This is a genomic window from Pseudomonas sp. 02C 26 (assembly GCF_002843585.1).
Classification (GTDB): domain Bacteria; phylum Pseudomonadota; class Gammaproteobacteria; order Pseudomonadales; family Pseudomonadaceae; genus Aquipseudomonas; species Aquipseudomonas shirazensis.
Window position 1 is genome coordinate 1,515,529 of record NZ_CP025262.1, and the last position, 24,717, is coordinate 1,540,245.

The 24,717-nt window shown below is 61.5% G+C and carries 25 protein-coding genes; 23 read left to right on the forward strand and 2 right to left on the reverse strand.

All coding sequences use genetic code 11. The annotated features are described in order from the left end of the window. Positions 1-109 precede the first annotated feature (109 nt). The 21 genes from fleQ to flhB all read left to right on the forward strand — a co-directional run bounded on the left by fleQ (position 110) and on the right by flhB (position 19,700). Complete coding sequence (gene fleQ, locus CXQ80_RS06985; RefSeq protein ID WP_101317834.1) at positions 110-1,585, forward strand: transcriptional regulator FleQ; 1,476 nt, start codon at positions 110-112, stop codon at positions 1,583-1,585. 140 nt (positions 1,586-1,725) lie between these two features. Then, entirely contained in the window at positions 1,726-2,943 is a 1,218-nt protein-coding gene (locus CXQ80_RS06990; RefSeq protein ID WP_101317836.1) for a PAS domain-containing sensor histidine kinase, read from the forward strand. Then, positions 2,943-4,325 (forward strand): sigma-54 dependent transcriptional regulator, encoded by a 1,383-nt coding sequence (locus tag CXQ80_RS06995; RefSeq protein WP_101317838.1) that lies wholly within the window; start codon positions 2,943-2,945, stop codon positions 4,323-4,325. Before CXQ80_RS06990 ends, CXQ80_RS06995 begins: the two co-directional genes overlap by 1 nt. A 107-nt stretch (positions 4,326-4,432) precedes the next feature. Next, positions 4,433-4,765, forward strand: coding sequence for a flagellar hook-basal body complex protein FliE (gene fliE, locus CXQ80_RS07000; protein WP_101317840.1), 333 nt, complete (start codon positions 4,433-4,435; stop codon positions 4,763-4,765). A gap of 14 nt (positions 4,766-4,779) precedes the next feature. After that, positions 4,780-6,558 carry a flagellar basal-body MS-ring/collar protein FliF gene (gene fliF / locus CXQ80_RS07005; RefSeq protein WP_101317842.1) on the forward strand — a complete coding sequence of 593 codons (1,779 nt, stop codon included), beginning with the start codon at positions 4,780-4,782 and terminating at the stop codon, positions 6,556-6,558. Next, positions 6,551-7,570, forward strand: coding sequence for a flagellar motor switch protein FliG (fliG, locus tag CXQ80_RS07010; RefSeq protein WP_101317844.1), 1,020 nt, complete (start codon positions 6,551-6,553; stop codon positions 7,568-7,570). Before fliF ends, fliG begins: the two co-directional genes overlap by 8 nt. Positions 7,571-7,697: 127 nt before the next feature. Continuing rightward, positions 7,698-8,459 carry a flagellar assembly protein FliH gene (fliH, locus tag CXQ80_RS07015; protein WP_101317846.1) on the forward strand — a complete coding sequence of 254 codons (762 nt, stop codon included), beginning with the start codon at positions 7,698-7,700 and terminating at the stop codon, positions 8,457-8,459. Next, positions 8,449-9,810, forward strand: a complete 1,362-nt coding sequence (gene fliI, locus CXQ80_RS07020; protein ID WP_101317848.1) for a flagellar protein export ATPase FliI — start codon at positions 8,449-8,451, stop codon at positions 9,808-9,810. The genes fliH and fliI overlap by 11 nt, the downstream gene beginning before the upstream one ends. A gap of 3 nt (positions 9,811-9,813) precedes the next feature. Next, positions 9,814-10,266 carry a flagellar export protein FliJ gene (gene fliJ, locus CXQ80_RS07025; protein ID WP_101317850.1) on the forward strand — a complete coding sequence of 151 codons (453 nt, stop codon included), beginning with the start codon at positions 9,814-9,816 and terminating at the stop codon, positions 10,264-10,266. A gap of 98 nt (positions 10,267-10,364) precedes the next feature. Continuing rightward, positions 10,365-10,670: an STAS domain-containing protein gene (locus tag CXQ80_RS07030; protein WP_101317852.1), complete on the forward strand. Its 306-nt coding sequence runs from the start codon at positions 10,365-10,367 to the stop codon at positions 10,668-10,670. A gap of 8 nt (positions 10,671-10,678) precedes the next feature. Continuing rightward, entirely contained in the window at positions 10,679-12,370 is a 1,692-nt protein-coding gene (locus CXQ80_RS07035; RefSeq protein ID WP_101317854.1) for a fused response regulator/phosphatase, read from the forward strand. A 41-nt stretch (positions 12,371-12,411) separates the two neighbouring features. Beyond that, entirely contained in the window at positions 12,412-12,759 is a 348-nt protein-coding gene (locus tag CXQ80_RS07040) for an Hpt domain-containing protein (protein WP_101317857.1), read from the forward strand. Positions 12,760-12,829: 70 nt separating this feature from the next. Then, positions 12,830-14,131, forward strand: coding sequence for a flagellar hook-length control protein FliK (locus CXQ80_RS07045; RefSeq protein WP_101317858.1), 1,302 nt, complete (start codon positions 12,830-12,832; stop codon positions 14,129-14,131). A gap of 161 nt (positions 14,132-14,292) precedes the next feature. Next, positions 14,293-14,790, forward strand: coding sequence for a flagellar basal body-associated protein FliL (gene fliL, locus CXQ80_RS07050; RefSeq protein ID WP_101317860.1), 498 nt, complete (start codon positions 14,293-14,295; stop codon positions 14,788-14,790). A 9-nt stretch (positions 14,791-14,799) separates the two neighbouring features. Beyond that, the gene (gene fliM, locus CXQ80_RS07055; RefSeq protein WP_101317862.1) at positions 14,800-15,768 is read left to right on the forward strand and encodes a flagellar motor switch protein FliM; all 969 of its coding nucleotides are present in this window, start codon (positions 14,800-14,802) and stop codon (positions 15,766-15,768) included. A gap of 46 nt (positions 15,769-15,814) precedes the next feature. After that, on the forward strand, positions 15,815-16,273 hold the full coding sequence (gene fliN, locus CXQ80_RS07060; protein ID WP_101317864.1) for a flagellar motor switch protein FliN: 459 nt from the start codon (positions 15,815-15,817) through the stop codon (positions 16,271-16,273). Further along, positions 16,274-16,729, forward strand: coding sequence for a flagellar biosynthetic protein FliO (fliO, locus tag CXQ80_RS07065; RefSeq protein ID WP_101317866.1), 456 nt, complete (start codon positions 16,274-16,276; stop codon positions 16,727-16,729). Further along, the gene (fliP, locus tag CXQ80_RS07070) at positions 16,729-17,484 is read left to right on the forward strand and encodes a flagellar type III secretion system pore protein FliP (protein WP_178080752.1); all 756 of its coding nucleotides are present in this window, start codon (positions 16,729-16,731) and stop codon (positions 17,482-17,484) included. The genes fliO and fliP overlap by 1 nt, the downstream gene beginning before the upstream one ends. A 21-nt stretch (positions 17,485-17,505) precedes the next feature. After that, complete coding sequence (gene fliQ, locus CXQ80_RS07075) at positions 17,506-17,775, forward strand: flagellar biosynthesis protein FliQ (protein ID WP_101317868.1); 270 nt, start codon at positions 17,506-17,508, stop codon at positions 17,773-17,775. Between the two features lie 6 nt (positions 17,776-17,781). Continuing rightward, positions 17,782-18,558, forward strand: a complete 777-nt coding sequence (gene fliR / locus CXQ80_RS07080) for a flagellar biosynthetic protein FliR (RefSeq protein ID WP_101317871.1) — start codon at positions 17,782-17,784, stop codon at positions 18,556-18,558. A gap of 2 nt (positions 18,559-18,560) precedes the next feature. Then, positions 18,561-19,700 carry a flagellar biosynthesis protein FlhB gene (flhB, locus tag CXQ80_RS07085; RefSeq protein WP_101317873.1) on the forward strand — a complete coding sequence of 380 codons (1,140 nt, stop codon included), beginning with the start codon at positions 18,561-18,563 and terminating at the stop codon, positions 19,698-19,700. A gap of 180 nt (positions 19,701-19,880) precedes the next feature. Here the strand turns inward: flhB and CXQ80_RS07090 are convergent, their stop codons facing one another. Then, a complete protein-coding gene (locus CXQ80_RS07090) occupies positions 19,881-20,147 on the reverse strand; it encodes a hypothetical protein (protein ID WP_101317875.1) in 267 nt (88 codons plus the stop codon). Between the two features lie 174 nt (positions 20,148-20,321). Here CXQ80_RS07090 and CXQ80_RS07100 point away from each other — a divergent pair, with 174 nt between their 5' ends. Then, positions 20,322-21,512 carry a D-alanine--D-alanine ligase family protein gene (locus tag CXQ80_RS07100; protein WP_178080753.1) on the forward strand — a complete coding sequence of 397 codons (1,191 nt, stop codon included), beginning with the start codon at positions 20,322-20,324 and terminating at the stop codon, positions 21,510-21,512. Here CXQ80_RS07100 and CXQ80_RS07105 read toward each other — a convergent pair. Continuing rightward, positions 21,472-22,164: a GntR family transcriptional regulator gene (locus CXQ80_RS07105; RefSeq protein ID WP_256585706.1), complete on the reverse strand. Its 693-nt coding sequence runs from the start codon at positions 22,162-22,164 to the stop codon at positions 21,472-21,474. The two genes, CXQ80_RS07100 and CXQ80_RS07105, sit on opposite strands and share 41 nt — an antisense overlap. Before the next feature lie 412 nt (positions 22,165-22,576). Between CXQ80_RS07105 and flhA the strand changes: the two genes are divergently transcribed. Then, complete coding sequence (gene flhA / locus CXQ80_RS07110) at positions 22,577-24,706, forward strand: flagellar biosynthesis protein FlhA (RefSeq protein WP_101317879.1); 2,130 nt, start codon at positions 22,577-22,579, stop codon at positions 24,704-24,706. Positions 24,707-24,717: the final 11 nt, after the last annotated feature.

Genomic DNA, 24,717 nt, shown 5'->3' on the forward strand with positions numbered 1-24,717 from the left:
TTACTAGTGGCTGTATTCGAATTTCAGACGTCCGAACACTGACCATTCAGTCGGAATGATGTCGAGCACGCCCTCAGGGCGCCGATATGACTAGGGAAGTTGCTATTGCATGTGGCGTGAAACCAAGATTCTCCTGATCGATGACGACAGCGCCCGCCGCCGCGATCTGGCAGTGGTTCTGAACTTTCTCGGCGAAGACAACCTGTCTTGCTCAAGCCAGGACTGGCAGCAAGCGGTAGAGTCGCTGGCCTCCAGTCGTGAGGTGCTGTGCGTACTGATCGGTGCGGTCAATGCGCCTTCCAGTGTGCAAGGGCTGCTTAAGACAGTGGCAAGCTGGGATGAGTTCCTTCCGATGTTGCTGCTTGGCGATGTTTCTGCTGCAGAGTTCCCTGAGGACCTGCGCCGTCGGGTGTTGTCCAACCTGGAAATGCCTGCCAGCTACAGCCAGCTGCTCGACTCCCTGCACCGCGCCCAGGTCTATCGCGAAATGTACGACCATGCCCGCGAGCGTGGCCGTCAGCGCGAACCGAACCTGTTCCGCAGCCTGGTCGGCACCAGTCGCGCCATTCAGCACGTACGGCAGATGATGCAGCAGGTGGCCGACACCGACGCCAGCGTGCTGATCCTCGGCGAGTCGGGCACTGGCAAGGAAGTGGTTGCGCGTAACCTGCACTATCATTCCAAGCGCCGTGAAGCACCGTTCGTGCCGGTCAACTGTGGGGCGATCCCGGCCGAGTTGCTCGAAAGCGAACTGTTTGGTCACGAAAAGGGCGCGTTCACCGGTGCGATCACCAGCCGCGCTGGGCGTTTCGAGCTGGCCAACGGCGGCACGCTGTTCCTCGACGAGATCGGCGACATGCCGCTGCCGATGCAGGTCAAGCTGCTGCGCGTGCTGCAGGAACGTACCTTCGAGCGTGTCGGTAGCAACAAGACCCAGAGCATCGATGTGCGCATCATTGCCGCCACGCACAAGAACCTTGAGGTCATGATCGAAGAGGGCACCTTCCGCGAAGACTTGTACTATCGCCTGAACGTGTTCCCGATCGAGATGGCGCCGCTGCGCGAGCGAGTTGAAGACATCCCGCTGCTGATGAACGAGCTGATCTCGCGCATGGAGCACGAGAAGCGTGGGTCGATTCGGTTCAATTCGGCCTCGATCATGTCGCTGTGCCGGCATGGCTGGCCTGGCAACGTCCGCGAGCTGGCCAACCTGGTCGAGCGCATGGCGATCATGCATCCCTACGGTGTGATCGGGGTGTCCGAGCTGCCGAAGAAATTCCGCTACGTCGACGATGAAGACGAGCAGTTGGTCGACAGCATGCGCAGCGACCTGGAAGAGCGCGTTGCGATCAACGGCCATACGCCGAATTTCTCCAATCACGCGATGCTGCCGCCCGAAGGCCTCGACCTCAAGGACTACCTCGGTAGCCTCGAGCAAGGCTTGATCCAGCAGGCGCTGGACGACGCCAATGGCATTGTTGCGCGGGCCGCCGAGCGCTTGCGGATTCGCCGTACGACGCTAGTGGAGAAAATGCGCAAATACGGCATGAGCCGTCGCGACGGCGAGGAACAGGCAGAGGATTGACGCCTGCCGTTTCCCTTGCATAGGGCTGCAGCGCAGCCCTGATAAGCCCTCCACCCCGTTAACCCTATCTCCGGCACGGCTATTGCTATATCGCAGGCAACACACCGTTTTTATGACGGTCAGCCACGCGAGAGAGCACGATGCCCCACGCCGCCCCGATTTCCCGAGCCGCTGATCCGCAGGGTCGCATCCCGGTCGAGCAGGAAAGCCGACAGGGCCTTGAACACGCATTCGCGTTGTTCAATCAGGTTTCCAGCCAACTGAATCAATCCTACGGCATGCTCGAGGCGCGGGTGCGCGAGCTCAAGGGCGAGCTGGCTGTAGTCAGTGCGCAGCGCATGGCTGAACTGGACGAAAAGGAACGCCTGGCCAATCGCCTGCAGAACCTGCTCGACCTGTTGCCAGGCGGGGTGGTGGTGATCGATGAGCACGGCAGGGTGCGCGAGGCGAATCCTGCAGCCTGCGATTTGCTGGGCGAGCCATTGCTCGGCGAATTGTGGCGCCAGATCATTGCCCGCAGTTTCGCTCCACGCAAGGACGACGGCCATGAAGTGTCCCTGCGCGATGGCCGCCGTGTGTCGATCGCTACTCGTTCGCTGGATGCCGAGCCTGGCCAGTTGGTCCTGTTGACCGACCTGACCGAAACCCGTCGCCTGCAGGATCAACTCGCCCGGCATGAGCGCTTGTCCTCGCTCGGGCGCATGGTTGCCTCGCTTGCGCATCAGATCCGCACGCCGCTGTCGGCGGCCATGCTCTATGCCAGCCACCTGGCGGATCCGCAGCAACAGTTGCCCAGCGAAACCCGTCAGCGCTTTGCCGGCAACCTCAAGGAGCGCCTGCACGAGCTTGAGCACCAGGTGCGCGACATGCTGGTGTTCGCCCGCGGTGAGTTGCCGTTGGCTGATCGGCTCAGTCCGAAGGGTTTGTTCCAGGCGTTGCAACAAGCTGCGCAGGTGCATGTGCAGGGCCATGCAGTGCGTTGGCAGTGCGACACCCACCTGGGTGAGTTGCTGTGCAATCGCGACACCCTGGTCGGGGCACTGCTCAATTTGCTGGAAAACGCCCTGCAGGCAAGCACGCTGCCGGCGCGGGTAAAAATTCATTTGTTCCGCCGTGGGCATGCGCTGCACCTGTGCGTCAGTGATGCTGGCTGCGGCATCGCGCCGGCGCTGCTGGCGCGCCTCGGTGAGCCGTTTCTGACCACCAAGACTACCGGTACCGGGCTCGGTCTGGCCGTGGTTCAGGCGGTGGTGCGCGCACATCAGGGCGAAGTACGCATGCGCTCGCGAGTAGGTCGGGGCACCTGCGTGCAGGTGATCCTGCCGCTGCTGGGCGAGTTGCCTGGGGAGGCGCGCTGATGGGGATCAAGGTGCTGCTGGTCGAGGATGACCGGGTGCTGCGTGAAGCGCTTGGCGATACCCTCGAGATCGGCGGTTTTGCCTACCGGGCGGTGGGCAGTGCCGAAGAGGCGTTGGCCGCTGTGGCCGGTGAAGCGTTCAGTCTGGTGGTGAGTGACGTCAACATGCCGGGCATGGACGGCCATCAGTTGCTGCTGCAATTGCGCAGCAGCCATCCGCAATTGCCGGTGTTGCTGATGACCGCCCATGCTGCGGTTGAGCGTGCAGTCCAGGCCATGCGCCAAGGCGCGGTGGATTACCTGGTCAAGCCGTTCGAGCCGCAGGCGCTGTTAAGTCTGGTGGCGCGTCATGCTGGCGGTCGCGTCGGCGGAGCCGATGAAGACGGCCCGGTGGCATGCGAGCCGGCCAGCCGGCGCTTGCTGGAGCTGGCTGCGCGAGTCGCCCAGAGTGATTCGACGGTGTTGATTTCCGGCGAATCGGGTACCGGCAAGGAGGTCTTGGCGCAGTACATCCATCGCCAGTCCGCGCGAGCGGCGCAGCCGTTTGTGGCGATCAACTGCGCAGCAATCCCGGACAACATGCTCGAGGCAACCTTGTTCGGCCACGAGAAGGGGGCCTTCACCGGCGCCATTGCCGCTCAGCCAGGCAAATTCGAGCAGGCCGATGGCGGTACCTTGCTCCTTGACGAGATTTCCGAAATGCCGCTGGGCTTGCAGGCCAAGCTGCTGCGGGTGTTGCAGGAGCGCGAAGTGGAGCGGGTGGGTGGGCGCAAGCCGATCGCGCTGGATATTCGCGTGCTGGCTACCACCAACCGCGACTTGGGCGCTGAAGTAGCGGCGGGGCGCTTCCGCGAAGACCTGTTCTATCGATTGTCGGTGTTCCCCTTGGCCTGGTGCCCGCTGCGCGAGCGCAGCGGCGATATTCTGCCGCTGGCCGAGCGCCTGCTGGCGCGCCATGTGGCGAAGATGAAGCACGCGCCGGTCCGGTTGTCTGCCGAGGCGCGCCACTGCCTGCAGAACCATCCGTGGCCGGGCAACGTGCGCGAACTCGACAATGCCCTGCAACGGGCGCTGATTCTGCAGCAGGGCGGCTTGATCGAGGCGGCGGATTTTTGTCTGGGTGGGGTCATTGCCTTGTCTGCACCGGCAGCGCTGGTCGCGCCTGCACAGGCAGTCACTAGCGGTTCGCCTGCTGATTCCGGGGTGTTGGGTGACGACCTGCGCCGGCACGAATTCCAGATGATCATCGACACCCTGCGCGCCGAGCGCGGGCGGCGCAAGGAAGCGGCCGATCGACTGGGCATCAGTCCACGTACCCTGCGCTACAAGCTGGCGCAGATGCGCGATGCCGGCCTTGATGTCGAGGCCAGCCTGTTCGGCTGATTCACCTTAATTAACCCGCTTACAGGATGGCTGGCATCGCTCTTGCTAGCACCAGCCTATCCGCTGCATGAGTGTCAAAAAAATGCGGCCGCCGGAGAGAGAAGTTCATGAGCCAAGGTGTTGAATTCAATCGTCTGATGTTGGACATGCGGTCCATGCAGGCCGATGCCATGTCCCTGCCCAAAGTGGCAGCTGCGCCTGAGCTGGCGCCAGGGCAGAGCAGTTTTGCCGACATGCTCGGCCAGGCCATTGGCAAGGTCCATGAAACCCAGCAGGCCTCGAGCCAGCTCGCCAACGCTTTCGAAATTGGCAAGAGCGGCGTGGACCTGACCGACGTGATGGTTGCTTCACAAAAAGCCTCGGTGTCATTCCAGGCGTTGACCCAGGTGCGCAACAAGCTGGTTCAGGCGTACCAGGACATCATGCAGATGCCGGTTTGAGGACTAATTGACTCATGGCCGAAGCAGTCGTCGATAACGCCCCCGCCAAGAGCGGGCCGCCAGTGGCCAAGCCGCCGCTGTTCGGCATGTCGTTCCTGGAAAACATCTCGCGGATGCCCGCCCTGCGTCAGGTTGGCCTGTTGGTCGGGCTGGCTGCCAGTGTGGCTATCGGCTTTGCCGTGGTGCTCTGGTCGCAGCAGCCGGACTACCGGCCGCTGTATGGCAGCCTGGCCGGCATGGACACCAAGCAGGTCATGGAAGTGCTTGGCGCTGCCGACATCCCCTACAACGTTGAGCCCAACTCCGGCGCTCTGCTGGTCAAGGCCGACGACCTCTCCCGTGCGCGCCTGAAACTGGCAGCCGCTGGCGTGGCGCCCAGCGACGGCAACGTCGGCTTCGAGATGCTCGACAAAGAGCAGGGTCTGGGCACCAGCCAGTTCATGGAGGCGACCCGCTACCGGCGCAGCCTGGAAGGCGAGCTGGCGCGCACCGTGTCGAGCCTGAACAACGTCAAGGCCGCCCGCGTCCATCTGGCGATCCCGAAAAGCTCGGTATTCGTGCGCGACGAGCGCAAGCCAAGTGCGTCGGTACTGGTCGAACTGTATCCGGGCCGTGCGCTGGAGCCGGGCCAGGTGATGGCGATCGTCAATCTGGTGGCGACCAGCGTGCCGGAACTGGACAAGACCCAGGTCACCGTGGTCGACCAGAAAGGCAACCTGCTCTCCGATCAACTGCAGGACTCTTCGCTGACCATGGCCGGCAAGCAGTTCGATTACAGCCGACGCATGGAAGGCATGCTCACCCAGCGTGTGCACAACATCCTGCAGCCAGTGCTGGGCAATGACCGCTACAAGGCTGAAGTGTCGGCCGATGTCGACTTCAGTGCAGTCGAGTCGACCTCCGAGCAGTTCAACCCTGATCAGCCAGCCCTGCGCAGCGAACAGTCGGTCGACGAGCAGCGCACCAGCAGCCAGGGGCCGCAAGGCGTGCCGGGTGCTCTGAGCAACCAGCCGCCAGCAGCCGCTGCCGCACCGCAAAACGCCACCGCCGCGGCAACCCCAGCGGGTGCCATTCAGCCTGGCCAGCCATTGCTGGATGCCAATGGCGCGCAGATCATGGACCCGGCCACCGGCCAGCCTATGCTCGCACCGTACCCGGCCGACAAGCGCAAGCAGTCGACCAAGAACTTCGAGCTGGATCGCTCGATCAGCCATACCCGTCAGCAACAGGGCCGCCTCAGCCGCCTGTCGGTGGCAGTGGTAGTGGATGATCAGGCCAAGCTCGATGCTGCGACTGGCGAAACCACCCGTGCACCGTGGGGCGCCGAAGATCTGGCGCGCTTCACCCGCCTGGTCCAGGACGCGGTGGGCTTTGATGCGAGCCGTGGCGACAGCGTGACCGTGATCAACGTACCGTTCGCCGCTGATCGCAGCCCTGAAATCGCCGATATCCCGTTCTACTCGCAGCCCTGGTTCTGGGACATCATGAAGCAGATGATGGGTGTGCTGTTCATTCTGGTGTTGGTGTTCGGCGTATTACGTCCGGTGCTCAACAACATCACCGGCGGTGGCAAGCAGTCTGCTGCCGACGGCGACATGGAGCTGGGTGGGATGATTGGTCTGGATGGCGATCTGGCCAACGACCGTGTCAGCCTGGGTGGCCCGCAAAGCATTCTGTTGCCAAGCCCGAGTGAGGGATATGAGGCGCAGTTGAACGCAATCAAAGGCCTGGTGGCCGAAGACCCGGGCCGCGTCGCCCAGGTCGTGAAAGAGTGGATCAACGCCGATGAGTGATAACCGAGCCGTTACCGCCAAACTGAGCCGCACCGACAAGGCCGCGATCCTGCTGCTGTCGCTGGGCGAAACCGATGCCGCGCAGGTCCTGCGCCATATGGGCCCCAAGGAAGTACAGCGAGTCGGTGTGGCCATGGCGCAGGTGGGCAATATCCATCGCGACCAGGTCCAGCAGGTGATGAGCGAGTTCGTCGAAATCGTCGGCGAGCAGACCAGCCTTGGCGTCGGCTCCGACGGCTACATCCGCAAGATGCTCAACCAAGCCCTTGGCGAGGACAAGGCCAACGGCCTGATCGACCGCATTCTGCTCGGTGGCAACACCAGCGGCCTGGACAGCCTGAAGTGGATGGAGCCACGCGCCGTGGCTGACGTGATCCGCTTCGAGCACCCGCAGATCCAGGCCATCGTGGTGGCCTACCTGGACCCTGACCAGGCCGGTGAGGTGCTGGGTAACTTCGACCACAAGGTGCGCCTGGACATCATCCTGCGCGTATCGTCGTTGAACACGGTACAGCCAGCGGCGCTCAAGGAACTCAACCAGATCCTCGAGAAGCAGTTCTCCGGCAACTCCAATGCCGCGCGGACCACGCTGGGTGGTATCAAGCGGGCTGCCGATATCATGAACTTCCTCGACAGTTCGGTCGAAGGTCAGCTGATGGATTCGATCCGCGAGATCGATGGCGACCTGTCCGAACAGATCGAAGACTTGATGTTCGTCTTCAACAACCTCGCCGACGTCGACGACCGTGGCATTCAGGCACTGTTGCGCGAAGTGGCCTCGGACGTGCTGGTGGTGTCGCTCAAGGGCGCCGACGAGCGGGTCAAGGACAAGATCTTCAAGAACATGTCCAAACGTGCTTCCGAGCTGCTGCGTGACGACCTCGAAGCCAAGGGCCCGGTGCGGGTCAGCGACGTCGAGACCGCGCAGAAGGAAATCCTCACCATCGCGCGGCGTATGGCCGATGCCGGCGAGATCGTGCTGGGCGGCAAGGGCGCCGAAGAAATGATCTAAGCCTTGTTCAGGCTGGCGCTGAAAGGTTCGACCTCAGGCGCCAGCTCTGGCACGCTGGATTTTTCCACCGACGCGCGCGAGAGCAGGGCGTACGTTGGCCGAACATGGTTTTTGAGAGCCCCACAGCATGTCCACCACCGAACACCCCAGCGACCTGATCCGTGCCCGCGACCTTGAAGGCGTCGATGTCTGGGCGCTGCCCAGCTTTGACCCGGCGCCTGCGCCAGCACCGGAGCCTGAGCCTGAAGTCATCGAGCCGGAAATCGAAGAGGTGCCCCTCGACGAGGTCCAGCCGCTGACCCTCGAAGAGCTCGAAGCGATTCGCCAGGAGGCCTACAACGAAGGCTTTGCCACCGGTGAGCGCGAGGGTTTTCACAGCACCCAGCTCAAGGTCCGCCAGGAAGCCGAAGAAGCCCTCGCCGCCAAGCTGGGTGAGCTTGAGCAGTTGCTGGCGCATCTGCTCGAGCCGATTGCCGAGCAGGACACCCAGATCGAGCGCTCGCTGGTGCACCTGGTGGCGCACATGACGCGGCAGGTCATCGGCCGTGAGCTACGCACTGATTCGAGCCAGATCACCCAGGTGCTGCGCAGCGCGCTGAAGCTGCTGCCGATGGGCGCCGACAATATCCGCATCCACCTCAATCCGCAGGACTTCGAACTGGCCAAGGCCCTGCGCGAACGCCACGAAGAGAGTTGGAAAATCCTTGAAGACGAAACGTTGTTGCCCGGCGGGTGCCGTATCGAAACCGCCCACAGCCGCATCGACGCCAGCATGGAAACCCGCATCGAGAAGGCCGTAGCGCAGCTGTTCGACCAGTTGCACGATCAGGCCCTGCATCCGGCGCCTGCCGATATCAGCCTGGACCTGGGCAGCACCGATGCGCCTTGACCGCACCAGCTTCGGCAAGCGCCTGGGCGGCTACGCCGAGGCGATCAGCCTGCCTGAGCAGCCGGTGGTCGAGGGTCGCCTGTTGCGCATGGTCGGCCTGACACTTGAGGCCGAAGGCCTGCGCGGCGCAGTCGGCAGTCGCTGCCTGGTGATCAACGACGACAGCTACCACCCGGTGCAGGTCGAGGCCGAGGTGATGGGCTTTGCCGGGACCAAGGTGTTCCTCATGCCGGTTGGCAGCATTGCCGGGATCGCGCCGGGCGCGCGGGTGGTGCCGCTGGATGACAGCGGGCGCCTGCCGATGGGTATGAGCATGCTTGGCCGGGTGCTCGATGGTGCTGGCCGGGCGCTGGATGGCAAAGGTGGGATGAAGGCCGAAGATTGGGTGCCGATAGACGGGCCGATCATCAACCCGCTGAACCGTGACCCGATCAGCCAACCACTGGATGTCGGCATCCGCAGCATCAACGGTCTGCTTACCGTCGGCCGCGGCCAGCGCCTGGGTCTGTTCGCTGGTACCGGCGTCGGTAAGTCGGTGTTGCTGGGCATGATGACGCGCTTCACCGAAGCCGAAATCATCGTGGTCGGCCTGATCGGCGAGCGGGGGCGGGAGGTCAAGGAGTTCATCGAACATATCCTTGGTGAAGAAGGCCTGAAGCGTTCGGTCGTAGTCGCCTCGCCGGCCGACGATGCGCCGCTGATGCGCCTGCGCGCTGCGATGTACTGCACGCGCATCGCGGAATACTTTCGCGACAAGGGCAAGAATGTCCTGTTGCTGATGGACTCGCTGACCCGGTTTGCCCAGGCCCAGCGCGAAATCGCCCTGGCCATCGGTGAGCCGCCAGCGACCCGCGGTTACCCGCCGTCGGTATTCGCCAAGCTGCCCAAGCTGGTCGAGCGCGCCGGTAACGGCGAGGCCGGCGGGGGCTCGATCACAGCGTTCTATACCGTGCTGTCCGAAGGTGATGACCAGCAAGACCCGATCGCCGATGCGGCGCGGGGTGTGCTCGACGGTCACTTTGTGCTGTCGCGGCGGTTGGCCGAAGAAGGTCATTACCCTGCGATCGACATCGAAGCCTCGATTAGCCGGGTCATGCCGCAGGTAGTAGACGCCGATCACTTGCGCCAAGCGCAGAAATTCAAGCAGTTGTGGTCGCGCCTGTCGCAGAGCCGCGACTTGATCAGCGTGGGCGCTTACGTTGCGGGCGGCGATCCCGAGACCGACCTGGCGATTGCCTTGCAGGCACGCCTGGTCGGCTTCCTGCGTCAGGGCCTGGACGAAAACGTCAGCGGCACGCAGAGCCGTGAGCAGTTGGCCGGCGTGTTTGCCACGCCCACAGGCGGTGGCTAAGCCATGAGCACGCCTAGCCGTGCCGCGCGCCTGGCGCCGGTGGTGAACATTGCCGAAGAGGCTGAGCGCAAGGCGGTCCAGCGCCTTGGTCACTTCCAGCAGCAGGTGGCCCAGGCCCAGGCCAAGCTGGCCGAGCTCGAGCGTTTTCGCGAAGACTACCAGCTGCAGTGGATCAACCGTGGTGGGCAGGGCGTCAACGGCAGCTGGCTGCTCAACTATCAGCGCTTTCTGGCCCAGCTGGAAACGGCCATGACCCAGCAGCGGCAGAGCCTGGCCTGGCACCAGAGCAACCTCAACAATGCCCGTGCCACCTGGCAGCAGGCTTACGCCCGGGTTGAGGGCTTGCGCAAGCTGGTACAGCGCTACATGGATGAGGCGCGCCGGCTCGAAGACAAGCGCGAGCAAAAGCTGCTGGACGAGCTGTCCCAGCGCCTGCCGCGATCCAGCGCTTACTAGGCATTGGTCGAGTTTGTTGGCGCTGTCGCTTGCAACTTGTCGGCGCGTCTTCTAAACCTTCTGAAGCTGCATCCGCCATCATCGAAGGAATCGCTAGCATGGCAGTGGAACCTACGCTTTCCCCCGACGGCAAGAAGCTGACGATTGCGATCAAGGGCCGTTTCGATTTCGCCAAGCATCAGGCGTTTCGCGATGCTTACGAGCGGCAGAACGGCCGGCCCGAGCAGGTCGTGGTCGACCTGAGTGAGGCAACCTACCTGGACAGTTCTGCGCTGGGCATGCTGTTGCTGTTGCGTGACCATGTTGGCGGTGACGACTCCGACGTGCGCGTGGTGCACGCCACAGCCGATGTGCGCAAGATCCTGGCGATCTCCAACTTCGAAAAACTGTTCGACATCAGTTGACCGCGCTCATGCCGGCTGAAGCCACTTTGCAGGTGCTGATTGCCGAGGATGGCGCTGCCGATCGCCTGTTGCTGGCGCAGATCGTACGCCGCCAGGGTCATCAGGTGTTGACCGCCGAGAATGGCGCCGAGGCGGTGGCGCTGTTTCGCCAGCACCGGCCGCAACTGGTGCTGCTCGACGCCTTGATGCCGATCATGGATGGCTTCGAGGCCGCGCGGCAGATCAAGGCGCTGGCCGGCGAGACCTTGGTGCCGATCATCTTTCTCACGTCATTGAGCGAGGAACAGGCGCTGGTGCGCTGCCTTGAAGCCGGTGGCGACGACTTCATCGCCAAACCCTACAGTGCGGTGATTCTGGCGGCGAAGATCGGCGCCATGGAGCGCCTGCACAGGTTGCAGGCCAAGGTCCTCGAGCAGCGCGATGAAATAGCCCTGCACCACCAGCATCTGCTCAACGAGCAGCGCGTGGCCAAGGCGGTATTCGACAAGGTCGCCCATACCGGCTGCCTGCAGGCGCCGAATATCCGCTATTTGCAGTCGCCTTTTGCGCTGTTCAATGGCGACCTGCTGCTGGCGGCCTACACGCCCTCGGGTGACATGCATGTGCTGCTGGGTGACTTTACCGGGCATGGCCTGCCCGCAGCGGTCGGCGCCATGCCGCTGGCAGAGGCGTTTTATGGCATGACCGGCAAGGGCTATGGTCTGGCGCAGACGCTGCGCGAAATGAACGCCAAGCTCAAGCGCATCCTGCCGGTAGACATGTTTTGCTGTGCGTTGCTGCTGAACATCAGCTACCAGCGCGGCACCGTGGAGTTCTGGGGTGGCGGGATGCCCGATGGCTATCATCTGGCGGCCAGCGGCGAAGTGCTGGCGACCTTGCCGTCTACCCAGCTACCGCTGGGTGTGCTGGCCCCGGAACGCTTCGATGAGCGTACCCAGGTGATGCCGCTGGCGCCAGGTGAGCGGCTGTTGCTGCTGTCCGATGGTGTAGTCGAGACCAGCAACGCCGACGGGCAACTGTTTGGGGTCGAGCGCCTGCAGCAGGTGATCGCCCTGAACCGCCCCCCCGCACTGTTGTTCGAGGAACTGCTGCAAGCCTTGCAGGCGTTTGGCGGGCGCGCTCGGGATGATGTCAGCCTGTGTGATATCCGCATGCTCGAGCCAGCAGCGGATTTACCCGCCAACGCCGGCCATGCCGACAGGGGGCGCAGCAGCCCGCTCGATTGGTCGCTAGGCTTCGAGCTGCGCGGCGAGACGTTGCGGTGGGTCAATCCAGTTCCGCAACTGCTGCAGCTGCTGCAGGAAATCCATGGCCTGCGACCGCTTGCCGGACAGTTGCACAGCGTCTTTGCCGAGCTCTATACCAATGCCCTGGAACACGGCGTGCTCGGCCTTGATTCAGCGCTAAAGGGCGATGCGGCAGGGTTTTCAGAGTTTTACCGGTTGCGCGGTGAGCGACTTGCGCAGCAGGTCGACGGTTACATTCGGATAGATCTCAAGGTTGAACCCTGGGAGCGAGGAGGGCGTCTGATCATCGAAATCCGTGACAGCGGTGTCGGCTTCGATGTCGAGCAGGTGCTGGCACGGCTGCCACGCCAGGATGCCTTCAGTGGGCGCGGAATACATCTGGTGCGGCGCCTGAGTCAGGATGCACAATGGATCGAGGGCGGTCGATGCGCCAAGGTAGAGGTGCTCTGGTGAGCACGCTGCCAGGCCTAGCCGCCTCAACAGGGAGTGAACAGATGATGGACGTGCACATCGATGAGCGGGTCCTGCGTGACTTGCAGGACATCATGGAGGGTGGCTATCAGCAACTGCTGGAGATTTTTCTGGAAGACTCCGAGCGGCGCCTGAGCCAATTGCATGGCGCGAGAAATGCCAGTGAGTTGGGCATGGCCGCGCACAGCTTCAAGGGCAGCAGCAGCAACATGGGTGCGGTCGGTTTGGCCGCCCTTTGCCAGCAGCTCGAAGAGCGGGTCAAGCAGTCGCCGGCCTATGGTGTTGAAGACCTGGTCAACCGTATCGACTCCGAATACCGCCAGGTGAAGTGCTTCTACCTACTCGAATGTGAGCGTGTCTCCGGCAGTTGAGCAAAACTGGCGCGAGTTTTGCCTGTCTCTGTGCAGACGATTTTGCCGCAAGCCGGCGCGGAGACCCTCGATGCCTGTCGTACCCAATCCACTGATCCAAGCCAGCGCTCCCGCCAAGCAGACCCGGATGGGCGCCGACAAGCCGCCTGCGGCCGCTGTTGCGCAGGATAAAGGCTTTGATCAAGTGATGGCAAAGCAGGCCCGCGACAGTGTCGGCCAACGTGACGACAAGGTAGCCCCGGCCAAACCGAAGGACAAGCCCGACGCCGCCTCGGCCGGCAAGGCCCAGACCGCCGACAAGCCTGAGGTTGCCGCTGACGGCAATAACTTGCCAGGCAGCGACCCGGCGCAGCAGGCCGACGCCAGCACTGACGGCGATAACAAGGCTTCTGTGGATGCCAGCCTGGTTGCCGGCCAGGTCACCGACGCCCCAGCCGGTGCCCAACTGATCCAGGCTCAGGCGCAGGCGATCGCTCCCGTCTTGCAGGCGGGTGTGCCGGCAACTGCAGCGCCGCAAACCGGCGAGCCGGCCGAGGCTGCGTTCGACCCCGAAGCTGACGCCTTGGCAGGCCTGCCAAGCCTGCGCTTTGCACTTGAGCACAGTGCTCAGGCCAAAGGCACGACCTCGGCGCATGCGGCCAATCAGTCAGAAACTGGCAAGGCACCCGCAGACGGCAACCAGGCTGCCGTCAATACCTTGGCGAACGTGGTCGAGAAAGGCGAGCACGAAGGCGACAAGTCCGAGTCAGGCCACAAAGCTTTCGGCAGCCTGATCGAGGACGGCCTGAAAGACATCAAGAGCGCCAGCAGTGATACCCGCGTCGACAACTTCGCTGACCGCCTGGCCACGCTGACCCAGGCCGCCACCGCCAAGACCGCCAACGCCGTGCCGGTCAACCCCAGCCCGCTGCAACAGCCGTTGGCAATGAACCAGGGTGCCTGGACCGAAGGCCTGGTCAACCGGGTCATGTACCTGTCGAGCCAGAACCTAAAGTCGGCGGATATCCAGCTTGAGCCGGCCGAACTGGGTCGGTTGGACATCCGCGTCAATATTGCCACCGACCAGGCCGCGCAGATTACCTTCGTCAGTGGTCACGCCGGTGTGCGTGATAGCCTCGACAGCCAGCTGCACCGTTTGCGTGAGTTGTTCGCGCAGCAGGGCCTGGCCCAGCCTGACGTCAACGTTGCCGACCAGTCCCGCGGTCAGCAACAGCAGGCGCAGCAAGAGGCATCGCAGCTGTCCGGTGTGGCGGCACGGCGCGGCGCCGCCGCTGCGGCTGAGCAAGGTGAACAAGGTGAGCTGAGCGAGGCTTCACGCGCGGCCGAGCAGCAAGTAGTGATCGGCGACAGCGCAGTCGATTACTACGCCTGACCCAGCATTTGCTGATCCAGGACGCCGGGCCAGTCTGCCGTCACTCTGTTGGGTGACGACGGGCGGGCCCGGCGTTTTGTCTACGTTGCAATATCTGGCATAACACTTGCTCAAGCCACGTCATCCACCTACGAACCCCTGATGGACGACGGATTATTGGCATGGCGAAGAGCGAAGCAGTGAAAGACCCCGCCGCAAAAGGCAAACTCAAGTTGATCCTGCTGATGGTAGTGGCACTGCTGCTGGCGGTTGGCCTGTCGGTGGGCGCTACCTGGTTCATCATGCACAAGGGCGAAGCGGCGCCAGCCACCGACCCGGCCCTGGCCAACGTCAAGCCGGCTGCGATCTACGAGCCGCTGGCGCCGGCCTTTGTGGTCAATTTCAACCAGAATGGCCGCCAGCGCTACATGCAGGTGAGCATCACCCTGCAAGGCCGTAACCAGGCTGACATCGACGCACTCAAGGTGCACATGCCGGTGATCCGCAACAACCTGGTGATGATGTTCTCGGGGCAAGGCTTCGACACCCTGGCCAGCAGTTCGGTGGGCCAGGAGATGCTGCGCCAGAAGGCCACTGCGGTGGTCCAGGAAGTGGCGCAGAAAGAAGTCGGCAAACCGGTCATCGACCAGTTGCTGTTCACCAACTTCGTGTTGCAGTAGGAGTCCGTAATGGCCGTACAGGACCTGCTGTCCCAGGATGAGATCGACGCGCTGCTGCATGGCGTCGACGATGGCCTGGTACAGACCGAAAGTGCTGCCGACCCCGGCAGCATCAAGAGCTACGACCTGACCAGTCAGGATCGGATCGTGCGCGGGCGCATGCCGACCCTGGAAATGATCAACGAGCGTTTTGCCCGCTATACCCGGATCAGCATGTTCAACCTGCTGCGCCGCTCCGCCGATGTGGCGGTCGGTGGTGTGCAGGTGATGAAGTTCGGCGAGTACATCCATTCGCTGTACGTGCCCACCAGCCTCAACCTGGTCAAGATCAAGCCGTTGCGCGGCACCTCGTTGTTCATTCTCGACGCCAAGCTGGTGTTCAAGCTGGTCGACAACTTCTTTGGCGGTGACGGGCGTCACGCCAAGATCGAGGGGCGCGAGTTCACCCCGACCGAGCTGCGCGTGGTGCGCATGGTTCTGGATCAGTGCTTCGTTGACCTCAAGGAAGCCTGGCAGGCGATCATGCCGGTCAACTTCGAGTACATAAACTCCGAGGTCAACCCGGCCATGGCCAACATCGTTGGTCCCAGTGAAGCGGTAGTGGTGTCGACCTTTCACATCGAGCTCGATGGCGGCGGCGGCGACCTGCACGTGACCATGCCCTACTCGATGATCGAGCCGGTGCGCGAGATGCTCGACGCGGGCTTCCAGTCCGACCTCGACGATCAGGACGAGCGCTGGGTCAAGGCCCTGCGCGAGGACGTGCTCGATGTCAGTGTGCCGGTCACCGCCACGGTTGCCCGCCGCCAGCTGAAACTGCGCGACATCCTGCACATGCAGCCGGGCGATGTGATCCCGGTTGAGCTGCCCGAGCACCTTGTGCTGCGCGCCAATGGCGTGCCGTCGTTCAAGGCGCGGCTGGGCTCGCACAAGGGCAATCTGGCCCTGCAGATCATCGATCCGATCGAGCGCCGCTGACGGCGTGCCGGTCGCAACCCCGAATTGAATGCTTGTCGAGGACACTATGGCTAACGAAAACGAAATCACCTCTGCCGAGGACCAGGCCCTGGCCGATGAATGGGCTGCCGCGCTGGAAGAAACCGGTGATGCCGGCCAGTCCGACATCGATGCACTGCTGGCCGCCGACAGTGGCGGCGCCGGGCGCCTGCCGATGGAGGAGTTCGCCAGCTCGCCCAAGCCCAATGAAAACGTCAGCCTCGAAGGGCCGAACCTGGATGTAATCCTCGACATCCCGGTGAGCATTTCGATGGAAGTCGGCAGCACCGACATCAACATCCGCAACCTGCTGCAGCTCAACCAGGGTTCGGTGATCGAGCTCGACCGCCTCGCCGGTGAGCCGTTGGATGTGCTGGTCAACGGCACCCTGATCGCCCATGGCGAAGTGGTTGTGGTCAACGAGAAGTTCGGCATCCGCCTGACCGACGTGATCAGCCCTAGCGAACGCATCAAGAAGCTGCGCTGAGTGAAGCCGGTGATACGCGCTGTGGCCGCTGTCGCCACGCTGCTGGTCAGCGAAGTGGTGGTTGCCTCGCAAGCGCCTGCTGCTGCCCCGGTTACCGCTGCGACGCCGCCAGGTGGTCTGGGCGGGCAACTGGCGCAGATGGTCTTTGGCTTGTTGCTGGTGGTCGGCCTGATCTTCGCGCTGGCCTGGCTGCTGCGGCGCATGCAGGGCGCCGCGCCGCGCGGTGGCCAGGTGATCGAGATCATCGGCAGTCGCACCATCGGCCCGCGTGACCGGCTGTTGCTGGTGCAGGTCGGCAAGGAACAGATCCTGCTCGGGCACAGCCCGGGCAGCATCAAGGCCTTGCATGTGCTGGCCGAGCCGGTCGAGGTGCCTGCCAGTGCCCGCCCGGCGACTCCAGAGTTCGCCCAGCGGCTGTTGGAGCTGATGGGCAAGGATCAGAAGGACACCAAGTGATGATCGGCGCCGTGCGCATGCTGTTGACCCTGGCGCTGCTGCTGGCCGCGCCGCTGGCCCTGGCCGCCGACCCGCTGTCGATCCCCGCCATTACCTTGTCCAGTGGCGCCGACGGCCAGCAGGAGTATTCGGTCAGCCTGCAGATCCTGATGATCATGACTGCGCTGAGTTTCATTCCAGCGTTCGTCATCCTCATGACCAGCTTCACCCGCATCATCATCGTCTTTTCGATCCTGCGCCAGGCCCTTGGCCTGCAGCAGACGCCATCCAACCAAGTGCTCACCGGCATGGCCTTGTTCCTGACCCTGTTCATCATGGCGCCGGTGTTCGACAAGGTGAACAAGGATGCCCTGCAGCCGTACCTGAGCGAGCAGATGACGGCTCAGCAGGCCATCGACAAGGCCCAGGGGCCGCTCAAGGACTTCATGTTGGCGCAGACCCGGCAGAGCGACCTGGATATGTTCGTGCGCTTGTCCAAGCGCACCGACATTGCCAGCCCCGAGCAGGCACCGCTGACCATTCTGGTACCGGCGTTCGTCACCTCGGAGCTGAAGACCGCATTCCAGATCGGTTTCATGATCTTCATCCCGTTTCTGATCATCGACATGGTGGTCGCCAGCGTGCTGATGGCGATGGGTATGATGATGCTGTCGCCGCTGATCATCTCGCTGCCGTTCAAGATCATGCTGTTTGTGCTGGTCGATGGCTGGGCACTGATCATGGGCACCCTGGCCGGTAGTTTCGGTGGCCTCTGACACCGTCAAGGAGAGCGTGGCATGACCCCTGAAGTTGCCGTTGACCTGTTCCGTGATGCGCTCTGGCTGACCGCCCTGATGGTTGCCGTGCTGGTAGTGCCGAGCCTGCTGGTCGGTCTGGTGGTAGCGATGTTCCAGGCTGCGACCCAGATCAACGAACAGACCCTGAGCTTTCTGCCGCGTCTGCTGGTGATGCTGGTGACGCTGATCGTGGTCGGGCCTTGGCTGGTGACCAAGTTCATGGAATACATGCTTGGTCTGTACACCAGCATCCCGCAGTTGATCGGTTAGCCGGCGATGCTGGAGCTTACCGACGCGCAGATCGGCACTTGGGTAGCGACCTTCATGCTGCCCTTGTTCCGCGTCACTGCGGTGCTGATGACCATGCCCATTTTCGGCACCAAGATGCTGCCGGCGCGGGTGCGCCTGTATGCCGCGCTGGCGATTACCGTGGCCATCGTGCCGGGGCTGCCGCCAATGCCGGAGTTCGACCCGCTGAGCCTGCGCGGGCTGATGCTGTGCGGTGAGCAGATCCTGGTGGGCGCGCTGTTCGGTTTCTCGTTGCAGATGCTGTTCCAGGCGTTTGTCATCGCCGGGCAAATTGTCGCGATCCAGATGGGTATGGCATTCGCCTCTATGGTCGACCCGGTCAACGGCGTCAACGTGGCGGTGGTCAGCCAGTTCATGACCATGCTGGTGAGCATCCTGTTTCTGCTGATGAACGGCCACCTGGTGGTGTTCGAGGTGCTCAGCGAAAGCTTTACTACCTTGCCGGTCGGCAATGCCCTGGTGGTCCAACACTTCTGGGAAATAGCCGGGCGTCTGAGTTGGGTATTTGGCGCTGGGGTGCTGTTGATTCTGCCGGTGGTCACCGCACTGCTGGTGGTCAACGTATCGTTTGGCGTAATGACCCGTGCGGCGCCGCAGTTGAACATCTTTTCGATCGGTTTTCCGCTGACCCTGGTGCTCGGCCTTGGCCTGTTCTGGGTCGGCCTGGCCGACATCCTCTCGCATTACCAGGCACTGGCCAGCGAAGCGCTGCAGTGGCTGCGTGATCTGGCACGGGCGCGCTGAGCATGGCAGAAAGCGAGAGCGGCCAGGACAAGACGGAAGACCCCACCGACAAGCGCAAGCGTGACTCGCGCAAGAAAGGTGAGATCGCCCGTTCCAAAGAGCTAAATACTGTGGCGGTGACCCTCGCCGGCGCCGGCGGCCTGCTGGTGTTCGGCGGCCATCTGGCTGACACCCTGATGGACCTGATGCGGATCAACTTCTCGGTGTCACGCGAGGTCCTGATCGACGAGCGCTCGATGGGTCTGTTTCTGCTGGCATCAGGCCAGAAGGCGCTGTGGGCGGCGCAGCCATTGTTGATCATGCTGTTCGTGATTGCCTTTGTATCGCCGATCATTCTGGGTGGCTTCATCTTCTCCGGCAGCCTGCTGCAACCCAAATTCAGCCGGATGAATCCTCTGGCCGGGATCAAGCGGATGTTCTCGCTGAACGCGCTGACCGAGCTGCTCAAAGCGATGGCCAAGTTTGTACTGATCCTGTTTGTGGGCTGGCTGGTGCTGCTCAATGACCGTATAGCGCTGTTGTCCATTGCCAACGAGTCGCTTGAGCAAGCGATCATCCACAGCGCGGTAGTGGTCGGCTGGAGTGCGTTGTGGGTCTCGGCGGGGCTGCTGCTGATCGCTGCGGCGGACGTGCCGTTCCAGCTCTGGCAAACGCAGAAAAAGCTCAAGATGACCAAGCAGGAAGTGCGCGACGAGCACAAGGACTCCGACGGTAAGCCCGAGGTCAAGCAGCGCATCCGGCAATTGCAGCGCGAGGTCTCGCAGCGGCGCATGATGGCGGCAATCCCTGACGCCGACGTGATCATCACCAACCCGACCCACTATGCCGTAGCCCTGCAATACGACCCGGAGAAGGGCGGGGCCGCGCCGTTGCTGCTGGCCAAAGGCAGCGACTTCATCGCCCTCAAGATCCGCGAGATCGGCGCCGCGCACAACGTGCAGATTCTCGAGTCGCCGGAGCTGGCGCGGGCGATCTACTACTCCACCGAGATCGAGCAGGAAATCCCTGCCGGCCTGTACCTGGCGGTAGCCCAGGTGCTGGCGTTCGTCTTCCAGGTCCGCCAGCACCGCGCCGGCAAGGGCAAGCGCCCTGATCCGCTGAACAAAGACCTGCCGATTCCGGACGATTTACGTCGGGATTAAAGTGCAGGTGTGGGGACGGAAAAGTAAACGAAACTGAGCGCCCCCAGTAGGTCGTTTAAAACTGTTGACATCCATCATTCTGTAACCTCTTTGCTGTGGCCCATTACAACATGCTGGCTACTTCGACGACTCCTGAGCTGCTCAGTTATATCGCGAAAGTTATGGGTGGCGATCGCTTGTTCACTTTTCAGCGAGCATGCGACTTGGTTGAAGATTGTTCAAGCGAATCACTAAATCATCAAACGCTATGCCGTGCTCTCGACATGCCTTTGGAAATAAGCTGTGGTTGGTTAGCCCAGGCAATGTATTGAGCTCGATTAGATGCGGATCTGAGTCATTAATAATGAAATCCGCACGGAAGTATTCGAGCTCCAAAATATCCGCCATGGCACTACAGTATCCAGTCAGTTTTTTATGAGTGTAGTCTTCGAGAGTGGTCCGCTGCACACCTGCAAGCGTTGAATAGGCTTACAGGATCACTGCTGTTCAGCGCTCTGCCTGACTTCGTGCCGCTGAGGCATTCGGGCGCAGATATGGCAATGGCTCGGATTTGTCGAGAAAAATCTCCACTTGTTGATTTGCGGCTACCCCTGACCGCTGGGTTTAGCTCAGAGCTCTGCAATGGCATGGACGACGATTCCTTTGGCCGGCAAGAAGCCGTTCTCTTTTTATTGGATATTGGATACAGTAGCCAAGAATATCGGCCTAGGAACCAAGAAGATGAAACAAAATGTAATCGCGCTGATTTTTGGGGGGAGGAGTTCGGAGCGCTCGGTTTCGCTGAAGTCGGCAGCTACAATTCATGCCGCGCTCATGGCGTTGGGGAAAGAAGTCCACTGCATAGGGATAGATGAGCAAGGCGTCTGGCGTTATCTAGGTCGATCCCACCTTTTTCCAGAAAGCTGGGAGCCGTCGGCTCCTATCGTCTCGCTGCGTCCTGGTTGCTGCTCCATTTTTCTGAGCAGCAGAGGCGCTATGGATGAGATCAATATCGACATACTTTTCCCGGCACTGCATGGCCGCTGGGGAGAAGATGGAACGATCCAAGGATTGGCAGCAATGTGCGGCATTCCCTGCGTGGGGTCCGGGGTGCTGGGCTCAGCCGCGTCGATGGACAAAGACATAACAAAGCGACTGCTCCAGTCCTGCGGCATTCGCGTAGCTCCATGGGTGTCTATGCGGTCAATGCATCCTTGGGATCGCCTAGTTGAGTGCCTGGGTAGCACGACACTTTTCATCAAGCCTGCCAACTCGGGTTCGTCCATTGGCATATCTCGGGTGACTGACGCTGCGGGATACGCCGAGGCTTATGCCTTGGCTGTGCAACATGATCGCAAGGTATTGGCAGAGGCTGAGATTGTGGGCAGAGAAATAGAATGCGGCTTGCTGGAGAGAAGCGACGGATTATTCGTCTCGTCACTGGGTGAAATCATTAAAAATGAAGGGCAAGCCTATTACGATTATGAGGCGAAGTATGACTGTCGTCGTGGTGCTGAGCTCCGCGTTCCAGCCCTGTTGCCTCTGGCCATCGCTGCGCGTATTCAGGAATGTTCCAAGCAAGTCTTCGAGTGTCTCGATTTGAAAGGCTTGGCAAGGGTGGACTTTTTTTTGACGGATGAAGGAGAGGTAATCCTCAATGAGGTCAATACCCTGCCTGGTTTCACAAGCGCCAGCATGTATCCGAGGATGCTGGAGTATTCCGGCCATCCGATGAGTCAGTTGGTCGAGGTTCTCTTGAGCAATGCCCGCTTGCCAGCAGACGGAGGGCGCTCTACGACAGGTCTGGCTGGCGGCGTTTCTCAAGGAATGTAACGATCGAATCTCGTCCTTCGGCCAGATGAGAAGCCAGGCATTTTTTTGCTGCCTCACGATCACCTCTAGAGCAGGCGCTCAAGATATTCTTGTGATCCTGCTGAGATTTATTGGTGTAGTCGAGATTGGTAAGCAAAAAACGAAGATGGCGATCGACAGAGTCGTGCAGCGTCTTTATCAATGCAAGCAGTCTTGGGCGCTGCGCTTTTGAATAAAGGAGATGATGAAACTGCTCATTAAGTAAGCTCAGCTGATAAGCATCCGTGGTGTTGTCCATTTCGGACAGGACTTCAGACATCTTTTCTACATCATCGTCAGTGATGTCGCTGAAGCCGAAATCAAGAGCAGCGCATTCGGCCATTATTCGCATATCATAAATTTCAACGATGTCTTCAATCGTCATGATGGCAACCGAGGCCCCTTTATGGGCCTCATAAGAAACCAGTCCCTCTGCTTCTAGCTGCCTTATTGCGTCTCTTATCGGCATGCGGCTCAAGCCGAATTTCGACGCGAGCTCCTCCTGGCGTAGAGGGGTGCCTTCAGCAATAGCGCCTGAAAGTATGCCCGTTCTCAGGGATTCCACAACAAAATCCATAGCAGTTTTATGACGGTGCTTGTCCGAAATGATGAAGCTATCAAGAGAACTTGCCAAAATAATCCCCAGCCGAGCAAGGTAGCAGTATCGCCGACGAAGGTAGCACAGACGCTAGCGCGCTGCCAGAATTCAGGAGGATGCCCTTGTCTTTATACACGTCGTTGATTTGGACTTTCCGATCGGTGTTTTAGAAGCACGCCTAGATCGCGAGATGACTTGTGTAGATGCTTCATATATAGCAGGACTGGGCTGAAATGGTAGAGCTCACAGGCCGGCACAGTTCAGATTTTGCTGCCACCGCCTCAGCGAGGACAAACGCACTGATCCGCTGAACAAAGACCTGCCGATTCCGGACGATCTGCGCCGCGACAGCTGATCGCAGGCATCCGTTGGCAAAGTTGGACAGCTTCTTGCAAAGGCAGCGCAGGCGCTCTACAGGCGTCAAAGTTTTGCTTGAAGAGGAATCGCGGTGGATCGCAGTCAGTTAATCAGCAACGCGCGCAGCAACCTGAGCGGACTCGGTCGGGGCAACCTGGGTGTGCCGTTGTTGCTGTTGGTGATGTTGGCAATGATGATGTTGCCGATCCCGCCGTTCCTGCTCGACGTGTTCTTCACCTTCAACATCGCCCTGTCGCTGGTGGTGCTGCTGGTCTGTGTATATGCCCTGCGGCCGCTGGACTTCGCCGCCTTCCCGACCATTCTGCTGGTAGCGACGCTGTTGCGCCTGGCGCTCAACGTCGCCTCGACGCGGGTGGTGCTGCTGCACGGCCACGAGGGGCATGGCTCGGCGGGCAAGGTCATCCAGGCCTTTGGTGAGGTGGTGATCGGCGGCAACTACGTGGTCGGTGCCGTGGTGTTCGCCATCCTCATGATCATCAACTTCGTGGTGGTGACCAAGGGCGCCGGGCGTATCTCTGAAGTCAGCGCGCGCTTCACCCTCGATGCCATGCCCGGCAAACAGATGGCGATCGACGCCGACCTCAACGCAGGCCTGATCGATCAGGCCCAAGCCAAGGCGCGCCGCGCCGAAGTCGCCCAGGAAGCCGAGTTCTACGGCTCTATGGACGGTGCCAGCAAGTTCGTTCGCGGCGACGCCATTGCCGGCCTGCTGATCCTGTTCATCAACCTCATCGGCGGCGTGCTGATCGGTATCCTCTCGCACGGCATGTCGGGTGGGGAGGCCGGTAAGGTCTATGCGTTGCTGACCATTGGTGACGGTTTGGTGGCGCAGTTGCCATCCTTGCTGTTGTCCACCGCCGCCGCAATCATGGTGACGCGCGCCTCGGGCTCCGAGGACATGGGCAAGCTGATCAACCGGCAGATGTTCGACTCGCCAAAAGCCTTGGGCGTGTCGGCCGGCATCATGATTGTCATGGGCCTGGTCCCGGGGATGCCGCATGTGGCCTTCCTCAGCCTCGGTGTAATGGCCGCCGGTGGTGCCTATCTGGTCTGGCGCAAACAGCAGGTCAAGGCGGTCAAGGCGCTGGAAGAAGTGCAGCGCCAGCAGGATCTGCTGCCATCCCCGCAGCGCGCAATGGACACCAAGGAGCTGGGCTGGGACGACGTCACGCCGATTGACATGATCGGCCTGGAAGTAGGCTACCGGCTGATCCCGCTGGTCGACCGCAACCAGGGCGGCCAGTTGCTGGCGCGGATCAAGGGCGTGCGCAAGAAGCTCTCGCAGGATCTGGGCTTCCTCATGCCGACCGTGCACATCCGCGACAACCTCGACCTGCAGCCAAGTGCCTATCGTCTGACCCTGATGGGGGTAATCCTCGCGGAAGCCGAGATCTACCCGGACCGCGAGCTTGCAATCAACCCAGGCCAGGTGTTCGGTACCCTCAACGGTATCGCCGCGCGTGACCCGGCGTTCGGCCTGGAGGCGGTTTGGATCGACATCGGCCAGCGCGCGCAGGCGCAGTCGCTGGGCTACACCGTGGTCGATGCCAGCACCGTAGTGGCGACCCACTTGAACCAGATTCTGCAAAAGCACTGCCACGAACTGATCGGTCACGAGGAAGTCCAACAACTGTTGCAAGTACTGGCCAAGGCCTCGCCGAAGCTTGCCGAAGAGCTGGTGCCGGGTGTCATTTCCTTGTCGGGGCTGCTCAAGGTCCTGCAAGCTCTGCTCTCCGAGCAAGTGCCGGTGCGCGATATCCGCAGCATTGCCGAAGCTATCGCCAACAACGCTGGCAAGAGTCAAGATAATGCCGCGCTGGTCGCCGCAGTGCGCGTCGGATTGTGTCGCGCCATCGTGCAAAGCATTGTCGGCGTTGAGTCCGAGCTGCCTGTTATCACCTTGGAGCCAAGGTTGGAACAGATTTTGCTCAATAGTCTGCAAAGGGCCGGGCAAGGTCAGGAAGATGGTGTTCTTCTTGAACCGAGCATGGCCGAAAAGCTACAGCGTTCGCTTATCGAAGCGGCCCAGCGTCAGGAGATGCAAGGTCAGCCAGCTATCCTTCTGGTAGCCGGGCCGATCCGGGCGATGCTGTCGCGCTTCGGCCGCCTGGCTGTACCGAATTTGCATGTTTTGGCGTATCAGGAAATACCTGACAACAAGCAAGTCACCATCGTTGCCACCGTGGGCCCGAACGGCTGAGGTAGTGGAGT

What these genes read in the sequence shown, in the direction of transcription:
- fleQ (WP_101317834.1), top strand. Translation starts at nt 110, where the DNA reads ATGTGGCGTGAAACCAAGATTCTCCTGATCGATGACGACAGCGCCCGC.
- CXQ80_RS06990 (WP_101317836.1), top strand. Translation starts at nt 1,726, where the DNA reads ATGCCCCACGCCGCCCCGATTTCCCGAGCCGCTGATCCGCAGGGTCGC.
- CXQ80_RS06995 (WP_101317838.1), top strand. Translation starts at nt 2,943, where the DNA reads ATGGGGATCAAGGTGCTGCTGGTCGAGGATGACCGGGTGCTGCGTGAA.
- fliE (WP_101317840.1), top strand. Translation starts at nt 4,433, where the DNA reads ATGAGCCAAGGTGTTGAATTCAATCGTCTGATGTTGGACATGCGGTCC.
- fliF (WP_101317842.1), top strand. Translation starts at nt 4,780, where the DNA reads ATGGCCGAAGCAGTCGTCGATAACGCCCCCGCCAAGAGCGGGCCGCCA.
- fliG (WP_101317844.1), top strand. Translation starts at nt 6,551, where the DNA reads ATGAGTGATAACCGAGCCGTTACCGCCAAACTGAGCCGCACCGACAAG.
- fliH (WP_101317846.1), top strand. Translation starts at nt 7,698, where the DNA reads ATGTCCACCACCGAACACCCCAGCGACCTGATCCGTGCCCGCGACCTT.
- fliI (WP_101317848.1), top strand. Translation starts at nt 8,449, where the DNA reads ATGCGCCTTGACCGCACCAGCTTCGGCAAGCGCCTGGGCGGCTACGCC.
- fliJ (WP_101317850.1), top strand. Translation starts at nt 9,814, where the DNA reads ATGAGCACGCCTAGCCGTGCCGCGCGCCTGGCGCCGGTGGTGAACATT.
- CXQ80_RS07030 (WP_101317852.1), top strand. Translation starts at nt 10,365, where the DNA reads ATGGCAGTGGAACCTACGCTTTCCCCCGACGGCAAGAAGCTGACGATT.
- CXQ80_RS07035 (WP_101317854.1), top strand. Translation starts at nt 10,679, where the DNA reads ATGCCGGCTGAAGCCACTTTGCAGGTGCTGATTGCCGAGGATGGCGCT.
- CXQ80_RS07040 (WP_101317857.1), top strand. Translation starts at nt 12,412, where the DNA reads ATGATGGACGTGCACATCGATGAGCGGGTCCTGCGTGACTTGCAGGAC.
- CXQ80_RS07045 (WP_101317858.1), top strand. Translation starts at nt 12,830, where the DNA reads ATGCCTGTCGTACCCAATCCACTGATCCAAGCCAGCGCTCCCGCCAAG.
- fliL (WP_101317860.1), top strand. Translation starts at nt 14,293, where the DNA reads ATGGCGAAGAGCGAAGCAGTGAAAGACCCCGCCGCAAAAGGCAAACTC.
- fliM (WP_101317862.1), top strand. Translation starts at nt 14,800, where the DNA reads ATGGCCGTACAGGACCTGCTGTCCCAGGATGAGATCGACGCGCTGCTG.
- fliN (WP_101317864.1), top strand. Translation starts at nt 15,815, where the DNA reads ATGGCTAACGAAAACGAAATCACCTCTGCCGAGGACCAGGCCCTGGCC.
- fliP (WP_178080752.1), top strand. Translation starts at nt 16,729, where the DNA reads ATGATCGGCGCCGTGCGCATGCTGTTGACCCTGGCGCTGCTGCTGGCC.
- fliQ (WP_101317868.1), top strand. Translation starts at nt 17,506, where the DNA reads ATGACCCCTGAAGTTGCCGTTGACCTGTTCCGTGATGCGCTCTGGCTG.
- fliR (WP_101317871.1), top strand. Translation starts at nt 17,782, where the DNA reads ATGCTGGAGCTTACCGACGCGCAGATCGGCACTTGGGTAGCGACCTTC.
- flhB (WP_101317873.1), top strand. Translation starts at nt 18,561, where the DNA reads ATGGCAGAAAGCGAGAGCGGCCAGGACAAGACGGAAGACCCCACCGAC.
- CXQ80_RS07100 (WP_178080753.1), top strand. Translation starts at nt 20,322, where the DNA reads ATGGCATGGACGACGATTCCTTTGGCCGGCAAGAAGCCGTTCTCTTTT.